This window comes from Streptomyces sp. ME19-01-6 (assembly GCF_033793745.1).
Lineage (GTDB): Bacteria > Actinomycetota > Actinomycetes > Streptomycetales > Streptomycetaceae > Streptomyces.
Map to the genome: position 1 here is coordinate 104,785 of NZ_JARAXF010000012.1, position 16,532 is coordinate 121,316.

A 16,532-nucleotide genomic window follows, 5' to 3' on the forward strand; every position below is an offset into this window, starting at 1 on the left:
CAGCAGGAGCCGCCGACGCCTCTCGGGAAGGAACGTGCATGACCTTCGACGCGCGAAAGACCGGCGGCCTGCCGCCCGCTTTCCTGGCCGCCGAGACCTCCTCCTTCCTGGATTTCCTGAAGGCACAGGCTCCCCAGCTCCTGCCCGCGAAGCGGCAGCTGCCGCCCGCCCGGGGCGACTTCGAGGCGCCCCACGGCACGACCGTCATCGCGGCGACCTATGCGGACGGCGTGCTGGTGGCCGGAGACCGGCGCGTCACCATGGGCAACCTCATCGCGCACCGCGAATACGAGAAGGTCTTCCCGGCCGATGAACACTCCGCCATCGCCATCGCCGGCACCGCGGGCCTGGCGGTGGAACTCGTCAAGCTCTTGCAGCTGGAACTCGAGCACTACGAGAAAATAGAAGGCACGGCCCTCTCCTTGGACGGCAAGGCCAACCGGCTGACCAGGATGGTCCGGGACAATCTCGCCATGGCCATGCAGGGCCTGGCGGTGGTCCCGCTCTTCGCGGGCTATGACGTGAACAAGGGCGTCGGCCGTGTCTTCTCCTACGACGTCACCGGCAACCGCACCGAGGAGCGGGGCTTCGCCACCACCGGTTCCGGCTCGGTCCACGCCCGGGGCTCGTTGAAGAAGCTCTACAAGGAGGGCATGCCGGAGCGCGACATCGTCACCGCCGTCGTGCAGGCGCTCTACGACGCCGCGGACGAGGACTCCGCCACGGGCGGCCCCGATCTCACCCGGCGGCTGTTCCCCCTCATCGCCCTCATCACCGAGGACGGGTACCGACGGCTCGACCAGGACGAGGTCGCGGCGGTCGCGCAGGCCGTCGTCGAGCGGCGCCACTCGGCGCCCGACGGTCCTCAGGCACCGGTCCTGTAGAGCGCGCACACCGCTGTCCGGCGGTGGTTCCGTTCCTGTTTCACACCGCGAGGAGACACGACCATGTCCGGGGTCAACCGCCGTCAGCTTCTGCGGAACGCCACCGCCGCCGCGTCCGGGGTCATCGGGGGGCTGGCCCTGGACACTCCGGCCAGTGCGGCCGAGGGCACCGCGGAGACCGGCTGCACACCCCCGCTCGGCCCGGTCAAGGCCGGCCCCGACGACGCGCGCTACGCGTATTTGGTGCGGCGCGGCCAGCAGCGCTGGGTGGGCACACCGGACCACGCATGGGTGGTCGGCTCGACCGAGCAGGTCGTCAAGGCCGTCCAGGAGGCCGTGGACTCCGGCAGGCGGATCGCCGTGCGCAGCGGCGGGCACTGCGCGGAGGGGTGGGTGGACGACCCGGCCGTGCGGGTGCTCATCGACATGTCCGGGATGACGCAGGTCTCGTACGACCCGGCGCGCCGCGCCTTCGCCGTGGAGCCCGGCGCCACCCTGGGCGAGGTGTACCGGCGGCTGGTGCTGGGCTGGGGTGTGACGATTCCGGCCGGGTGGTGTCCCGGCGTCGGGGCGGGCGGCCATATCTGCGGGGGTGGCTACGGTGTGCTGTCCCGTGCCATGGGGCTGGTCGTGGACCATCTGTACGCCGTCGAGGTCGTGGTGGTCGACAAGGACGGCAAGGCGTCGGCGGTGGTCGCCACGCGTGATCCGGCCGACCCGAACCACGAGCTGTGGTGGGGCCATACCGGGGGCGGTGGTGGAAACTTCGGCGTGGTGACCCGGTACTGGCTGCGCACGCCGGGCGCGGAGGGCTCCGACCCGGGGCAGCTGCTGCCCCGGGCGCCCAAGAGTGCGATCGCCTTCTCCACCCAGTGGCCATGGCAGGCCCTGAAGCTGGACGAGACGAAGTTCACCCGGCTGATCCGCAATCACATGGACTGGTGCGAGCGCAACAGTGCGGTCGGCGCGGCGGCCACCCGGCTGTACGCCGACCTGACGGTGGGCCGCAAGGCCAACGACCTCAACCTCGCCAGCGGCCAGGTGTTCGGCCCCGACGCCGCCGAGCTGCTGGACGACTATCTCGCCGCCCTCGGCGCCGGGGTGGGCACCCCGGTCAACGTGGTCAGGACCGAGCAGCCGTGGCTGGCCGCGGCGCTGGACGGTCCGAACTCGGACATCTACCGGCTCAAGATCAAGTCCGGCTATCTGCGCAAGGGCTTCTCCGACGCCCAGCTCGCCGCCGTCTACGAAAACCTCACCCGCGAACAGGATCCGAAGCTGCTGTTCGGCTCGGTGGGCATCGCCAGCTACGGCGGGCAGATCAGCTCGGTGGCCCCGGATGCCACGGCGTTTGCGCACCGCGACGCGGTGCTGCGGGTCCAGTACACCGCGGCATGGGACGACCGCGGCCAGGACGCCACAAACGTCGAGTGGCTGCGGAGGCTGTACCGCGAGATCTACGCCGATACACACGGGGTGCCGGATCCGAAGGACGGCGCCTACATCAACTACCCGGACGACGACCTGGCGGACCCCTCCGTGAACACCTCGGGTGTCCCCTGGTCCACGCTGTATTTCAAGGACAACTACCCGAGGCTGCGGCAGGTCAAGGCCGCCTGGGACCCGAAGAACATCTTCAGCCACACGCTGGGCATCGAGCCCCCGAAATCCGCCCGATGAGTCGTTCAGGACGCGGTCAGCAGCGGCCGTAGCCGCGTCGCCGCCAGGCGCTGGGCGAGCGCGTGCGGCCAGTGGCGCAGCGCCCCGGCCAGGGCCATCGCCACCGCCGCCCCGACCACGAGCCCGGCGGCGACATCGTGCGGGTAGTGCGCCCCCACCCACACCCGGGACGCCGCCATCGCCAGCGCGGCGACGGTCGCCACGGCCCCGAGCCGCGCCGAGACGAACCACAGCGCCGCCGCCGCGGCCGCGGCCAGCGCCGCGTGGTTGCTGGGGAAGGACCAATCGCCCGGCGCAGGGCAGGCCTCGAGGACGGCCCGGTGCAGGGTCTGGCACGGCCGGTCCTCGCGCACCACCTGCTTCAGCCCGTCGTTCACCGCGTACGCCAGCGCCACGATCACCGGGGCGGCCAGGGCCTGCACGGCCGCCTCCGGACCGGAGCGGCGCGCGCGCCACCAGCCGGCCACCATCAGCACCGCGAACAGCGCGAGCCCGTAGGTCGACCACGCGAAGACCACGCTGTCCAGCCAGCCGGGAGTACGGTGCGCCAGATCGACCACCGCGGTGTACGCGGAGCCGTCGATGCCGGAGCCGTCGTAGGCAGGGATCATCGGCAGGCCTCCGGTCGGAACGTGACGAACAGCAGGGAGACAGAGCACGGCCCTCAGTCCGCGCAAGCGACTACAATCCAGTAGACCGTCTACGATACTGTAGACGAAGAGAGAAGAGGTGGCATGCCGATGGTCGGCAAGCAGCCCGAACGCAGACCGGCGGGTGAACTGGAGGCCGGTGTGATGGCCGCGCTGTGGGCTGCCTCAGGGCCGCAGAGCCCCGGTCAGGTGCAGCGGAGCCTGGAGACGTCCCTGGCCCGTACAACGGTGACCACGATCCTGACGCGGCTGTACGACAAGGGGGTCATCGGCCGTGAGCGGTCCGGGCGCGGCTTTGTCTACTTCCCCCTGCAGGACTCCCACGGGCTGACCGCCCAGCGCATGCACCGCGAGCTCGACCGCGACAGCGAGCGCGAGGTCGCCCTGGCGCGCTTCGTCGACCAGCTCAGCGACGACGACGAGCGCCTGCTCAGGGAGCTGCTCGAAGCGGGTGATCAATGATCGCCCCGCTTCTGGTCCCGCTGCTCGTGCCCTGCGCCCTGCCGCCGCTGGCCCGGCGCGCCACCGCGCGCCTGACCCCCGTCGCCGCGCTGTGGTGTCTGACCTCGACGACGCTGGTGCTGGCCGTATGCTCGCTCGCCGCGCTCGGCACACTCACGCTGTACGGCCTGCTGGCCCTCCCCGCGTTCGCCGCCCTCGGGGATCTGATCCATCCGCTCAGCGCCGCGCCCGCCCTGCTGCCGCTGGCCGGGGCCGCCACCGGGGCGCTGGCCGTCTGCGCCTGGGCGCTGCTGCGCTCCGCGGTGCGGCAGATCGGCGAGTACCACGCGGCCAAGGAGACGGCGGACGCCCAGCCCACGACCGGTGACCTCTGCGTGATCGACAGCCCGGACCCGGACGCCTACGCCCTGCCCGGCAGCCCGGGCCGGATCGTAGTGACCACCGCCATGCTCCGCAGCCTCAATCCCGCCGAACGCGAGGCGCTGTTCGCCCACGAGCGGGCCCACCTCAGCGGCCGCCACCACTACCACCTCGCCGCCATCGGACTCGCCGCCCACTGCCACCCCGGGCTGCGGCCGGCCCGCGCCGCCGTACGGCTGGCCGCCGAGCGCGCCGCCGACGAGGCGGCGGCCACCGCCACCGGCGACCGGCAGCTCACGGCCCGGGCGATCGGCCGGGCGGCCCTCGCCGGCCGCGCGGCCCGCGGCCGCCGCCCCACCGTCGCGCCCGCCGCCACCTCCGGGCCGGTGCCACAGCGGGTCGCGGCGCTGCTGCGCCCGCCGCTGCGCCGCTGCCTGGTGTCCGTCGCGAGCGTGCTCCTCGCGCTCTGCGCCTGCCTCTCCCTCGCCGGAGCGGGGGCCGGGGCGCTCACCCTCCACCGCACCATCGAGATCGCCCAGGGGGAGCGGCCGAGCGGGTGAGCCCGTGCAGCGGCTCAGTGGTTCAGCTGCAGCGGATGCGATGTACGACCGGACGCCGCGTCGATCTCTCCATGCGCCTTCTCCAGCAACTTCGTCGCCAACTCGTTGAGCGCCCTGGCGCCCGCGATCTCCTCACCGACCCGCGGCTGATTGGCGTCGGCGGGGGCCCGGTTGGCGGCCCCGTGGCCCCGCACCTCGCTCCCGTCGGCGAGCCGGACCAGGGCGGCGGCGCGGGTGTGGCGGCTGTCCTCGTCAAATTCCAGTTCGACATGCCAGCCCACAGTGGTCTGTGGCATGACGATCACCTCCGGAAACACTCCTGCCGGCAAGTATCCACTCCCAGCGTGCATCCACTCCCCCACGCCCGCACCACCTGGCGCGTGCCGCGATCAGGTGGCGAAGATCAGCCAGAGATCCCAGCCGCCGTCCTTGGCCCGGCACTCGTAACCGTCGGCCCCGCGGGTCAGGAAATCCTCGCCGACGGCCACGCAGTCGTCATGGGCCGTGTAGTGGTCGTAGTACTGGTAGTAGTCCATGACACTGGAGCTCGTGGCCACGGTGTGGTGACCGGCCGGCGCGGCCGCCGCCGGGCCGCCGACGAGTACGAGACCGACTGCCACGGTCGCGCCGACTCCTAGCGCCCATAAGCGAGTTCTCATGGTGATCCCTCCCTGGAAACGGTCGGTGCCCCTCATTCGCCCCTCATTCAAGGAGAGATTCACCCACCCGACAAGACCCATGCGCGGCCGCGGCCGGGCTGCTGAACCTGACGGTGTTCACGGCTGAGGCCGGTGCAGGCCGGAGGTCATGCTCGAGGACGACCCGGTGGGCCCCGGGTACTGCGTTCTCAGTACCCGCGATTGTCTGCAGCCGCACGACGACGTACGGGCCACGCGCCGGGAGCCTGGAGAGGTATCCCGAGATCAGATGTGGAGACCTCCGTCCCGTGGCTGCTTTTCTCTTTTCGCTGGGCCGACTGGCCTTCCGACGACGCTGGGGGGTCACCCTGCTGTGGGTGGCCGTGCTGGCCGCCGTCGGCTTCGGTGCGGCCAAGGCGCCCGCCGCCCCCGACACCGGGGACTCCATGCCCGGCATCGAGTCCCAGAGGGCGTTCGACCTGATGGACCAGCGCTTCCCCGGCGCCAAGGCCGACGGGGCGAGCGCCCGGATCGTCTTCGTCGCCCCGGACGGTCAGCAGGTCACCACGGCCGACAACCGCGCGGCCGTCGAAAAGGTCGTGCACGAGGTGGCCGACGGCCCGCAGGTCGCCGGCGCGGTGAACCCCTTCCGGGCACGGGCCGTGAGCAAGGACGCGGGAACGGCGTACGCGACCGTCACGTACAAGGTGAAGGCCGACGACCTCACCGACGCGTCCAAGAAGACCTTGGAGGACGCCGTCCGGCAGGCCCGGGACGCGGGGCTGACCGTCGAGGTCGGCGGGAGCGCGCTGGCGACCCGGCCCGCGGCGGGCGGGGCGGCCGAGGGCATCGGCATCGCCATCGCCGCGGTCGTACTGCTGATCACCTTCGGCTCGCTGGCCGCCGCCGGGCTTCCGCTGCTCACCGCGGTCGTCGGCGTCGGCATCAGCATCGCCTCGATCATGGCCCTGGCCGGCGCCTTCGGTCTGTCCGGCACGACCGGCACGCTCGCCTCGATGCTGGGGCTCGCGGTCGGCATCGACTACGCCATGTTCGTGGTCTCCCGCTACCGCGAGGAGCGGGGCCGGGGACACGAGCCCCAGGAGGCGGCCGGGCTGGCCGCGGGCACGGCCGGGTCGGCGGTGGTCTTCGCCGGACTGACCGTCGTGATCGCGCTGGCCGGGCTCTCGGTGGTCGGCATCCCGATGCTGACCAAGATGGGCCTGGCCGCCGCGGGCGCGGTCGTCGTCGGTGTCCTCATCGCGCTGACCCTGGTCCCGGCGCTGCTCGGCTTCCTCCCGCGGGCCGTGCTGTCGCGCTCCGCCCGGCGGGGCGCGAAGGTCGAGGAAGGCGGCGAGCACAACGGGGGCAGCCGCTGGGCCCGGTTCGTGCTGCGCCGTCCGCTGCCCGTGCTGCTGGCCGCCGTGGCGGGGCTCGGGGTGATCGCGGTACCGGTGACGGGCCTGCAGCTGGGCATGCCCGGGGACGAGGCCAAGCCCACCTCGACCACCGAGCGCCGCGCCTACGACGCGCTCGCCGAGGGCTTCGGCCCCGGCTTCAACGGACCGCTGACCATCGTCGTCGACGCGAAGGGCGCCGATGTCCCGAAGGCCGCCGCGGCCACGATCGTCGAGAGGATCGGCGCCACCAACGATGTCGTCTCCGTCTCGCCGCCCCGGTTCAACGCCGCGGGCGACACCGCGGTCTTCTCCGCCACCCCGGCCACCGCCCCCACCGACGAGAAGACCAAGGACCTGGTGCGCACCATCCGCGCCGAACGGCCCGCGCTGGAGTCCGCCACCCACGCGACCTTCGAGGTCACCGGCACCACCGCGGTGAACATCGACGTCGCCCAGAAGGTGCAGGACGCGCTGGTCCCCTATCTCGCGGTCGTGGTGGGCCTCGCCTTCCTGCTGCTGCTGGTGGTCTTCCGGTCCCTCCTCGTGCCCCTCAAGGCAGCCGCCGGCTTCCTGCTGTCGGTGCTCGCCGCGTTCGGCGCGGTCGTCGCCGTCTTCCAGTGGGGCTGGGGCGCCGACCTCCTCGGCGTCGAGCAGACCGGCCCGATCATGAGCCTGATGCCGATCTTCCTGGTGGGCATCGTCTTCGGTCTCGCCATGGACTACGAGGTCTTCCTGGTCACCCGCATGCGCGAGGCGTACGTCCACGGGGACCGGCCCGGCCAGGCGATCGTCACCGGGTTCCGGCACAGCGCCCGGGTGGTGGTGGCCGCCGCGCTGATCATGATGGCCGTGTTCTCCGGGTTCGTGGGCTCCGCCGAGTCCATGGTCAAGATGATCGGGTTCGGCCTGGCCACGGCCGTCCTGCTCGACGCGTTCGTGGTCCGTATGGCGCTCGTGCCGGCCGTTCTCGCGCTGCTCGGCGACCGCGCCTGGTGGCTGCCGCGCCGGCTGGACAAGGTGCTGCCCAATCTCGACGTGGAGGGCGAGGCGCTCAGCCGCCGGTCCCCCGTCGCCGCGGTCCCGGCCCCCGACACCACGTCGGAGCGGGAATCGGCCCGCGTCTGACCCGACGCCGTGCCCCGCGCCGCGCCCGCAAGGACCGCCCGTGGTCAGGTACCCGGGCGGCCCCGTCGGCCGTTCCCGCGCGGCGTCGTCCACCATGGACCAGACCCCGACCGAAAGACCCCGATGACCACCAGCTTGGAGCGCTACACGGAGCGCCATCACCACGCCCTCGACCTGATCACGGCCGTGGTGCTGTTCGGCGTCGTCATCCTCGGCGCCGCGCTCAGCTGGCCGGGTACGGCCCGGCCGGCGTTGGGTCCGGCCCTGCTCCTCGCGGGCATCTCCTGCGCCGCCCTGGTGGGATGTCGCAGCCACCCGCGCACCGCCGTCGTCGTGACGGCGGTCTGTATCGCGGCCGCGAGCGCGGTCGGGTATGTGCTCACCCCCCTGCTGCTGGCCCCGGCCATGATGAAGCTCTACTGGCTGGCGACGCTCACCGAGCGGAAGATCACCTACGCCTACTGCCTCGGCACCATCGCCACGCTGGTGACCACCGCGATGATCGCCGACCCGGGCCACCACGCGCTCGTACTCAAGACCATCGGCCCGGCCGTGTGGCTGCTGCTGCCCGTCGCCGCCGGCCGCGCGGTCCGGATGCGGCGTGCGTATATGGAAGCCGTCATGGAAGCCGCACAGGCCCGCGCCGAACACGCCGAGCACACCCGCGAGGAGGAGGCGCGGCACCGGGTCGCCGAGGAGCGCATGCGCATCGCCCGCGAGCTGCACGACGTCGTCGCCCACCACCTGGCCCTGGCCAACGCCCAGGCCGGCACCGCCGCCCACCTCGTCCGGAACCAACCCGACCAGGCCCAGAAGATCCTCACCGGCCTGGCCTCCACCACCTCCTCCGCGCTGCGTGAGCTCAAGGCCACCGTCGGCCTGCTGCGCCGGACGGACGACCCGGACGCACCCCTGGAGCCCAGCCCCGGACTCGACCGGCTCCCCGAGCTGACCGACGCCTTCGCCTCCGCCGGGCTCCCGGTCACGGTCACCACGCGCGGCGAGCCGCGGCGGCTCTCCCCGGGAGTGGATCTGACCGCGTTCCGGATCGTGCAGGAGGCCCTCACCAACGTCACCAAGCACGCCGCCGCGCACACCGCGCACGTACGGCTCATCTACTCCCGCGAGTTGCTGACCATCAGCGTCACCGACGACGGAACCGCCACGGCCACCGCCGCACCGGCGCCCGGACGCGGCTTCGGCCTCATCGGCATGCGCGAACGCGCCCACTCGGTGGGCGGCGCTCTCACCGCGGGCCACCGCCCGGAAGGCGGCTTCGAGGTCACCACCGAACTGCCGCTGCACCCCTGACCCGACCTCGGCCGAGTCACCCGCATTGCGCGCAGGGTCAACGACTGTGCGCTCGCCGTCAATGCCTTCCGGCCGGCCCTCCGGCAGACTCGACGCGCCCCTTCGCCATCTGACCCACTTTGGAGGGACTGCGCGGTGCGGATCGTCTATGCCGACGGCAAGACCGAGCGGGAAATGGAACTGCGCGTCGGCCGGCCGAACGCCATGCTGGCCGACCTCGCCGCGGCTTTGGACATACCGGCCAGCGGACTGAGCATCGACGGCCGGACGGCGCCGCCGGAGACGGGGCTGGGCGAGTCCGGGCTCGCCCACGGATCGCGGGTGGCCCGCGCGGACTGGGGCTCCGCGGGCGGGCCGCGGGTGGCGGCCGCCGTACTGCGGGTGGTCGGCGGGCTCGAGGCCGGGCGCAGCGTTCCGCTGCGGGTGGGCAGTACGGTCATCGGCCGGGGTGCCGAGGCGGATGTACGGGTCGTGGCCACGGGGGTGTCCCGGCTGCACGCCGCGCTGGAGATCTCGGCCGACGGGCAGGCGCACATCATCGACCTGAACTCGGTCAACGGCACCGACGTGTGCGGCGAGCGCATCTCCAAGGCCGTCCGGATTCAGCCCGAGGACCTGGTCTCGCTGGGTGGTGAGGTGATGCTGCGCGTCCTGCCACCGGACCGCCTCGGCCCCGTACAGCGGGTCAACCCGGTCCGGGAGGTGGGGCCCGGTGGCACCCTGCCGTTCAACCGCCCGCCACGCGGCGGCAGGCCGGGCGAACCGCCGCGGATCGCCGCCCCCCCGCCGCCGCCGAGCGCGAACAAGGCTCCGTTCTCCATCTCCAGCATGCTCGGTCCGCTGGTCCTGGCCGGTGCGATCGTCGCCCTCACCCACGACATCCGCTACGCGGCCATCGCGGCGCTCACCCCCCTGATGTTCCTGGGGAACTTCATGGAGGAGCGGCTGCGAGGCCGCTTCACCCTCCGGCGCGGCATGCGGGACCACACCGCCCGGGTCCAGGAGTTCGAGCAGACCGTGGCCGCGCGCCACGCGGCCGAGATCCGTACCCGCCGGGCGGCCCATCCCGACCCCGCGGAGGTGGTCCACCGGGCGACCGCGCCGGGGGTCGCCCTGTGGGAACGGCGCCCCGGTGCTCCCGACTTCCTCAAGACGGTGGTCGGCACCGCCGACCTGTCCTGGAACGCGCCGCTGGAGACCAGTTCCTCGGGGCCGGCGCCGGAGGTGGCGGACATCGTGGGTGCGCGGTGCGTGCTGCCACAGGTGCCGGTCGTGGTCGGGGTGTCGGCCGGGGAGGCGGTGGGCTTCGAGGGGGACCGGCGGGCGGCCCTCGCCATCGCCCGGTCCCTGCTGTGCCAGGCGCTGGTGGGGAGCGGGCCGGCGGATGTGACGCTGGCGGTGTTCGCCGACCCGGAACGGCTCGCCGACTGGGACTGGACGAAGTGGCTGCCGCACGGCGCGGACCCGCAGTCGGGGACGACGCGGCTGGTGGCGGTCGGACCGGAGCAGTCCGACGCGCTGGCCCGCACCCTGCGCGCCGCCGCGCCCAGGCGTACGGAGGGCGACGCCGGACCGGTGCTGCTGGTGGTCGTGGACGGCGCCACCCTGCTGGAGGGCCGGCCCTGCCCGCTGCGGGACCTGCTCGCCGACCGCGCCCTGCGCTGCGGTGCCCTGGTGCTCACCACCCGGCTGCCCGCCCTGTGCACCTCGGTGGTCACCGCCGCGGCGGACGGCCGCGGGCAGGTGCGCGACGTGGCCTCCGACGAGGTCGTGTCGGACGTGCTGCTGAACGGCATGCCGGTCGACCGGGCGCGCGCCACCGCCAGGGCGCTGGCCCGCTTCGAGGACCCGGAGCTGCGGGTCGAGGGCGCGGGGCTGCCGGACCGTATCTCCCTGCTGCCGCTGCTGGACCTGACCGCCGTCTCCGGGGCCGAGGTCGGCCAGCGGTGGAAGACACGGGCCCCGGCCCTGCGGGTGCGGGCCGTGCTCGGGGTCAGCGAGCGGGACCTGTTCACCGTGGACCTCGACGACGACGGGCCGCACGCACTGATCGCCGGGACCACCGGTTCCGGCAAGAGCGAGCTGCTGCGGACCCTCATCGCGAGCATGGCCACCGACGCCGACCCCGAGCACCTGACCTTCGCGCTGGTGGACTACAAGGGCGGTGGCGCGCTGGACGAGTGCGCCGAACTCCCGCACACCGTCGGCCTGGTCACCGACCTCGACGAGCAGCTCGGCGAGCGCGCCCTGCGCTGTCTGGACGCCGAGCTGCGCCACCGCGAACGGCTGCTGCGCGAGGTGAGTCTGAGCCACATCCGTGACTATCAGCGGCTGCGCGACACCGGGAACCGGGACATGGAGCCGATGCCCCGGCTCGCCGTGGTGATCGACGAGTTCGCCACCCTGGTCAAGGCCCTGCCGGACTTCGTCGACTCGCTGGTGAGCATCGCTCAGCGCGGACGCACCCTCGGTGTCCACCTGATCATGGCCACCCAGCGCCCCGCCGGCTCGGTCAACGACGCCATCAAGAACAACGTCAAACTCCGTATAGCACTGCGTCTGGAGAGCACCGGCGACTCGCAGGACGTCATCGACAGTCCGGCATCGGCCGGGATCGGCACCCGCCAGTGGGGACGCGCCTACTACCGGCTCAGCGCGCGCGAGGTACTGCCGGTGCAGACCGCGCTGTCCACCGGGGTCACCCCACAGGCGGCGGTGACCGCCCCGGTGACGATCGCACCGTTCATCCTGGGCATGCCGGTCCTGACGGCGGCCACCGACAGCACGGAGGGCGAGACCGATCTCCGACGGCTGGTCACGGCCGCGCGCCAGGCCGCCGACCTGTCCGGATTCGCCGCGCCCCGGCGGCCGTGGCCCGATCCGCTGCCCGAAGTCCTGCACCGCGCGGACCTCCCCACGGTCGCCGAACAGGGCCTGCACACCGAGGCCACCGGCCTGCCCTCGTGGGCGCTCGCCGACGACCCAGACCGGCAGCGGCAGTACGCGGTCGGCTGGGACCCGGCCGCCGGAAACATCGTGATCTACGGGGGCGGCGGCGCGGGCACCTCCACCGCCCTGGCCGCACTCGCCCTGGCCGTCGCCGGCTCCTGCCCGCCCGACCGGCACCACCTCTTCGCCCTCGACCTCGGCGCGGGCGACCTGGCCCCGCTGGCCGCGCTCCCGCACACCGGCGCCCACATCGGCTCCGGCGAGCGCGAACGGCAGATCCGGCTGATCAAGCTGTTGCGCCGGGAGCTCGACGAGCGCAAGGCCCGCGGGCCGGCCGGCTTCCCGGACTGGCTGGTGCTGCTGGACAACCTCGGCGCCCTGCTCTCGGACTTCGACAAGGACGTGGCGGGGATGAACCTGATCGACGAACTCGCCCGCGTCTACGCCGACGGCCCCGCGGTCGGCATCAGGTTCGCGATCAGCGCCGACCGCTCCGGCGCCGTGCCGTCGGCCTGGTCCGCCCTGACCCAGACCAAGCTGCTGCTGCGGCTGGCCGACCCCGGCGAGTACGGATACTTCGACGTGCCGCGCAACGCGGTCCCCACGTATGTGCCGGGCCGGGCGATCGTGGCCGCCACCCGGCAGGTGATCCAGATCGGCTGGCCGGGCGAGGACCTGGCAGCGGCCGTCGCGGAGACCGCCGCCCGGTGGACCGGCGCCCAGCGAACCGCCCCGGAGGTCGGGCTGCTGCCCACCGACGTCCCCGCCACCGCCCTCGCCACGCCGCCCCAGACCGCCACGGACCCCTGGTGGCTCCCCGTCGGCCTGGACTCCGACGCCCTCGGCTGCGCCGGACTGCGGCTGTACGAACGCGAACACGCCCTGGTCTCCGGGCCCCAGCGGTCCGGCCGCAGCACGGCCCTGTGCACCATCGCCCGTCTCGTGACGTCCTCCGCCGACGCCCCGACCACGGTCATCGGCTTCGCCCCGCGCCGCTCCCCGCTGCGGGACCTGCCCGGCCTGACCTCCCTGGTCACCACGTACGACGACCTCGAACCCACGCTCACGGCCCTGCCCCTCGACCGGCCCGTGCTGCTCCTGGCCGACGACGCCGACACGGTGGAGGACGAGCGCGGCTTTCTCGAACAGTGGCTGTCCTTCCCCGCCACCGGCCACCACCTGATCGCCGCCGCCCGCGCCGACACCCTGCGCCGCTCCTACGGCCACTGGACCCAACGCGCCCGCGACAGCCGCTGCGGCATCCTCCTGTGCCCCGACCACGACCTCGACGGCGACCTGCTGGGCACCGAACTGCCCCGCCACGACCGGATGGCGCCGCTGCCGGGGCGGGGCTACCTGGTGGTGGACGGCGTGGCGGCGGGGGTGCAGGTTGCCAACGACGCATGGTCATTGGCATATGACGCATCGCGCGGAGTACACATGGACTGTGCGCTCCAGGTCAATGACACGGGGAAGGCCACGGCCGGAGAATTCTCGCGTGAGCCGCACAGGGGGAACTGACTGATGCCACCGAAGTACGATTTCGCCGCCGCCGACCAGCTCAGTCAGCAGCTGTCCCAGCTCGTGCAGAAGATGGACTGGTTCATTTGGCTACGCGAAAGCCAGTCCGAAGCTCTATTGGGTGGTCCGGACAGTGACAACTGGCGAGGAGCGAAGCGAGACCGCTTCGTCACCGACTACATGCGCCAGCAGATTGCGCTCATGGGACTCAGGGACGCGGCATTCAGGCTCCAGTCGCAGGTGAACAACGCGACCGAGGCAGCGCACGCCGCCGAGAAGGCCGAGAAGAACAAGCATTACGTGCAGAAGCGACATGACCAAAGTCTCCGCGGTTCCGGAGTACCTCTTCAGGTATTCCGATGCGTGTACCAAAGGCGCCGAGCAGCTCCAGACCTGGGTGCGCAATGTTCTGGCGCCCGCGCTCACGGCATATCAGAACGGCGGCGGATTCTGCCAGCCCATTGACGGGGACATCGCCAAGCAGGTGGCGGCCGTGTACTACACCGACCGGGACGTGCGGACGGTCGGCCAGGCGTTCCTGCAGGCCGGAGGTGTTCTCGCACGGGGGCAAAACCAGCCGATTTTTTTCAACAACGGGGCCATAGACAAGGTCTTCAAGCAGCTAGCGAAAGAGGCCGCACACCAGGGACAGATCAACGCGGGAGCCGCACTCGCCCACGGTCTGCCGACGGCCATGAACGCCGGCGAACGCCAACGGGGCCGACGTGAACTCGCCAAGCACGCCGACGACGGCAATCCCGAAGTCGACTCGCAGACCCTCGCGAAAGTCCTTGAGAATCCGCTGGAATACTACGCAAGCAAGCCGAATTCCAAGGAACGAACGCTCCCCACCATTGAAGACCTCATGAACGAATTCTCTGGCAGATGACAAGATCTCAGTCGACGGCGCCGCACACGTCTCAAGCACCAAATTCCTCAACGTCATTCACGGCGGCTTCCAGGAGTCCATCACCCACCTCTCCGCCGCTGGGAATGTCCTGAGCGACCCTAGCCACTGGAGCGGCCCGTACGCCTCCCAGTTCCGTTCCGCCTGGAGCAGTGCCCAGACGGATCTGAACAAGATCAGGCAGTCCCTGGACGTTTTCCAGAGGAAGTTCGACACCATCCTGAAGAACATCTCCGAGGCGGGCGGCGGCCACCGCTGACCATAGCCCGGGGCCTCATCGCAGGAACTCCATAAGGAAACCGCATGTCTGAGAGGGACCCGGTCCACCCCTGGACCGGAGAGCTGAGCAGCACCGACCTCGAACGCCTCGGCGCGGAACCGCTGCGGCGGTCGGACCCGGTCGCGATCGGGCCCTACCGGGTACTCGCGCGCCTGGGCGGCGGGGGGATGGGCCGGCTCTACCTCGGGCGGGAAGCCGGCGTGGAGGCGGAGAGCGCGGCCTCGTACGGGGCCGGGGCGCTGGTGGCCGTCAAGGTCATCCGGCCGGAGCACGCCGAGGACGCGAGGTTCCGGCGCCGCTTCGAGCGCGAGGTCGAGGTCGTACGGCGGGTCCACGGGAAGTACACCGCGGGGCTGCTCGCTTCGGGCTTCGACGAGGAGGACCGGCTGTGGATGGCGACCGCGTACGTCCCGGGGCCGAGCCTCGACGACGCGGTGCGCCGCTTCGGCCCGCTCCCCGCACCGGTCGTGTGGCGGCTGGCGGGCGAGATCGGGGAGGCGCTCGCCACGCTCGCCGCCGCCGGGATCGTCCACCGCGATCTCAAGCCGTCCAATGTCCTGCTGGGCGCCGACGGGGCGCGGGTCATCGACTTCGGGGTCGCCCACACCACTGACGCCAGCGTGCTCACCATGACGGGTCAGCATGTGGGCACCCCGGCGTTCATGTCCCCCGAGCAGGCCGACGGCCGGGAGGCGGGCACCGCCTCGGACATCTTCTCGCTCGGCTCGGTGCTGGCACACGCGGCGACCGGCAGAACGCCGTTCGGCGAGGGTTCGACGGCCGATGTCATCCACCGCGTGGTCTACTCGCCGCCGAGTGCGGATGTGCTCGCCAAGGTGACGGAGTCCGATCCGGCCCTGGCGGAGCTGATCGGCCGGTGTCTGGACAAGAGCGCGGAGGCGCGGCCGAGCCCGCAGGAGGTCGTCGATACGGCGCGGCAGCACGCACCGGCCCGGGACTGGCCGGCGCCGCTCGCGGAGCTGATCGGGGCCCGCTCCGGATGGAGCGGGCTCGCCGCCGCGGTGTCACCCATGGATCAGCTGACGATCCTCCGCCGCGGCGCGCCTGAGCGTACGCTCAGGCCGGCACCGCCCAAGAGCCGCCGTCGCCTGGTTCTGGCCGCCGCCGCGGCGGTCGCCGCGGTGGCCGTCGGGGTGGTGGCCTTCGTCGTACCGGGGATGGGCTCGTCGGACGACGGCAAGAAGCAGGTCGCCGCGACGGCCACGAAGTCCGCACACCACCCGCGGGCTTCGAAGTCGCCTACGGCGAAGCACTCGCCGAAGCCGTCGCCGAGCGCGACATCCGCCCCCACGAGCCCTCCGGGCGGTGGCGGCGGCAACGGCGGTGGCGGTGATGGTGGTGGCGGTGGATCCGAACAGACCCAGCCCCCTGCCCATCAGAATGATCCGCCCAAGACCACCCCTGCCACTTCGGCCCCTCCCCAGCAGACGCAGTCTCCGCCCAAGACCTCGGCGCCGAAGCCGTGGAAGTCCTGCAACTATTACTCCGGCACCGCGCTCACCCAGCAGGGCAGCAGGGGAGCTGCCGTACGCCAGGTGCAGTGCATCCTCAAGGCCCGCAAGTACGACATCGGGCCCCACGGCATCGACGGGAAGTTCGGCCCCGACACGAAGGCAGCGGTCATAGCCTTCCAGAAGGATCACAACCTTTATGTCGACGGCCAAGTGGGAGAGGACACCTGGCCGGCGCTCCGCGCCTGAGGGCAAACGCAGCACAGAAGCCGCACACACGCCATGGCCGAGCCGGCGGGCCCCCGCCGGCTCGGCCACAGCACCTCCGGAAAC

General features: G+C 72.0%; 12 protein-coding genes. 9 read left to right on the forward strand and 3 right to left on the reverse strand.

Going from position 1 to position 16,532, the window contains the following annotated elements; all coding sequences use genetic code 11:
* Positions 1–38 precede the first annotated feature (38 nt).
* Together prcB and PV419_RS25895 are read left to right on the forward strand one after the other, a co-directional pair.
* The gene (gene prcB, locus PV419_RS25890) at positions 39–884 is read left to right on the forward strand and encodes a proteasome subunit beta (protein WP_319692700.1); all 846 of its coding nucleotides are present in this window, start codon (positions 39–41) and stop codon (positions 882–884) included.
* A 63-nt stretch (positions 885–947) separates the two neighbouring features.
* Positions 948–2,564: an FAD-binding oxidoreductase gene (locus PV419_RS25895; RefSeq protein WP_319692702.1), complete on the forward strand. Its 1,617-nt coding sequence runs from the start codon at positions 948–950 to the stop codon at positions 2,562–2,564.
* Positions 2,565–2,569: 5 nt separating this feature from the next.
* On the opposite strand, the gene PV419_RS25900 is transcribed toward PV419_RS25895, so the two are convergent.
* Positions 2,570–3,175, reverse strand: a complete 606-nt coding sequence (locus tag PV419_RS25900; RefSeq protein ID WP_319692703.1) for a phosphatase PAP2 family protein — start codon at positions 3,173–3,175, stop codon at positions 2,570–2,572.
* Between the two features lie 123 nt (positions 3,176–3,298).
* Between PV419_RS25900 and PV419_RS25905 the strand changes: the two genes are divergently transcribed.
* Together PV419_RS25905 and PV419_RS25910 are read left to right on the forward strand one after the other, a co-directional pair.
* Positions 3,299–3,676, forward strand: coding sequence for a BlaI/MecI/CopY family transcriptional regulator (locus PV419_RS25905; RefSeq protein ID WP_415925383.1), 378 nt, complete (start codon positions 3,299–3,301; stop codon positions 3,674–3,676).
* Complete coding sequence (locus PV419_RS25910; RefSeq protein ID WP_319692706.1) at positions 3,673–4,596, forward strand: M48 family metalloprotease; 924 nt, start codon at positions 3,673–3,675, stop codon at positions 4,594–4,596. Before PV419_RS25905 ends, PV419_RS25910 begins: the two co-directional genes overlap by 4 nt.
* A 14-nt stretch (positions 4,597–4,610) precedes the next feature.
* Here the strand turns inward: PV419_RS25910 and PV419_RS25915 are convergent, their stop codons facing one another.
* Together PV419_RS25915 and PV419_RS25920 are read right to left on the reverse strand one after the other, a co-directional pair.
* Positions 4,611–4,892 (reverse strand): DUF1876 domain-containing protein, encoded by a 282-nt coding sequence (locus PV419_RS25915; protein ID WP_319692708.1) that lies wholly within the window; start codon positions 4,890–4,892, stop codon positions 4,611–4,613.
* A gap of 93 nt (positions 4,893–4,985) precedes the next feature.
* A complete protein-coding gene (locus PV419_RS25920) occupies positions 4,986–5,216 on the reverse strand; it encodes a hypothetical protein (RefSeq protein WP_319692709.1) in 231 nt (76 codons plus the stop codon).
* A 326-nt stretch (positions 5,217–5,542) separates the two neighbouring features.
* Between PV419_RS25920 and PV419_RS25925 the strand changes: the two genes are divergently transcribed.
* From PV419_RS25925 to PV419_RS25945, 5 genes are all read left to right on the forward strand, one after another.
* Positions 5,543–7,759 (forward strand): MMPL family transporter, encoded by a 2,217-nt coding sequence (locus tag PV419_RS25925; protein ID WP_319692711.1) that lies wholly within the window; start codon positions 5,543–5,545, stop codon positions 7,757–7,759.
* A 123-nt stretch (positions 7,760–7,882) separates the two neighbouring features.
* The gene (locus PV419_RS25930; protein ID WP_319692713.1) at positions 7,883–9,070 is read left to right on the forward strand and encodes a sensor histidine kinase; all 1,188 of its coding nucleotides are present in this window, start codon (positions 7,883–7,885) and stop codon (positions 9,068–9,070) included.
* 135 nt (positions 9,071–9,205) lie between these two features.
* On the forward strand, positions 9,206–13,540 hold the full coding sequence (locus PV419_RS25935) for an FtsK/SpoIIIE domain-containing protein (protein ID WP_319692715.1): 4,335 nt from the start codon (positions 9,206–9,208) through the stop codon (positions 13,538–13,540).
* 313 nt (positions 13,541–13,853) lie between these two features.
* A complete protein-coding gene (locus PV419_RS25940) occupies positions 13,854–14,429 on the forward strand; it encodes a hypothetical protein (RefSeq protein WP_319692717.1) in 576 nt (191 codons plus the stop codon).
* Between the two features lie 321 nt (positions 14,430–14,750).
* Positions 14,751–16,448 (forward strand): protein kinase domain-containing protein, encoded by a 1,698-nt coding sequence (locus tag PV419_RS25945; protein WP_319692719.1) that lies wholly within the window; start codon positions 14,751–14,753, stop codon positions 16,446–16,448.
* The last annotated feature ends 84 nt before the right edge of the window (positions 16,449–16,532 follow it).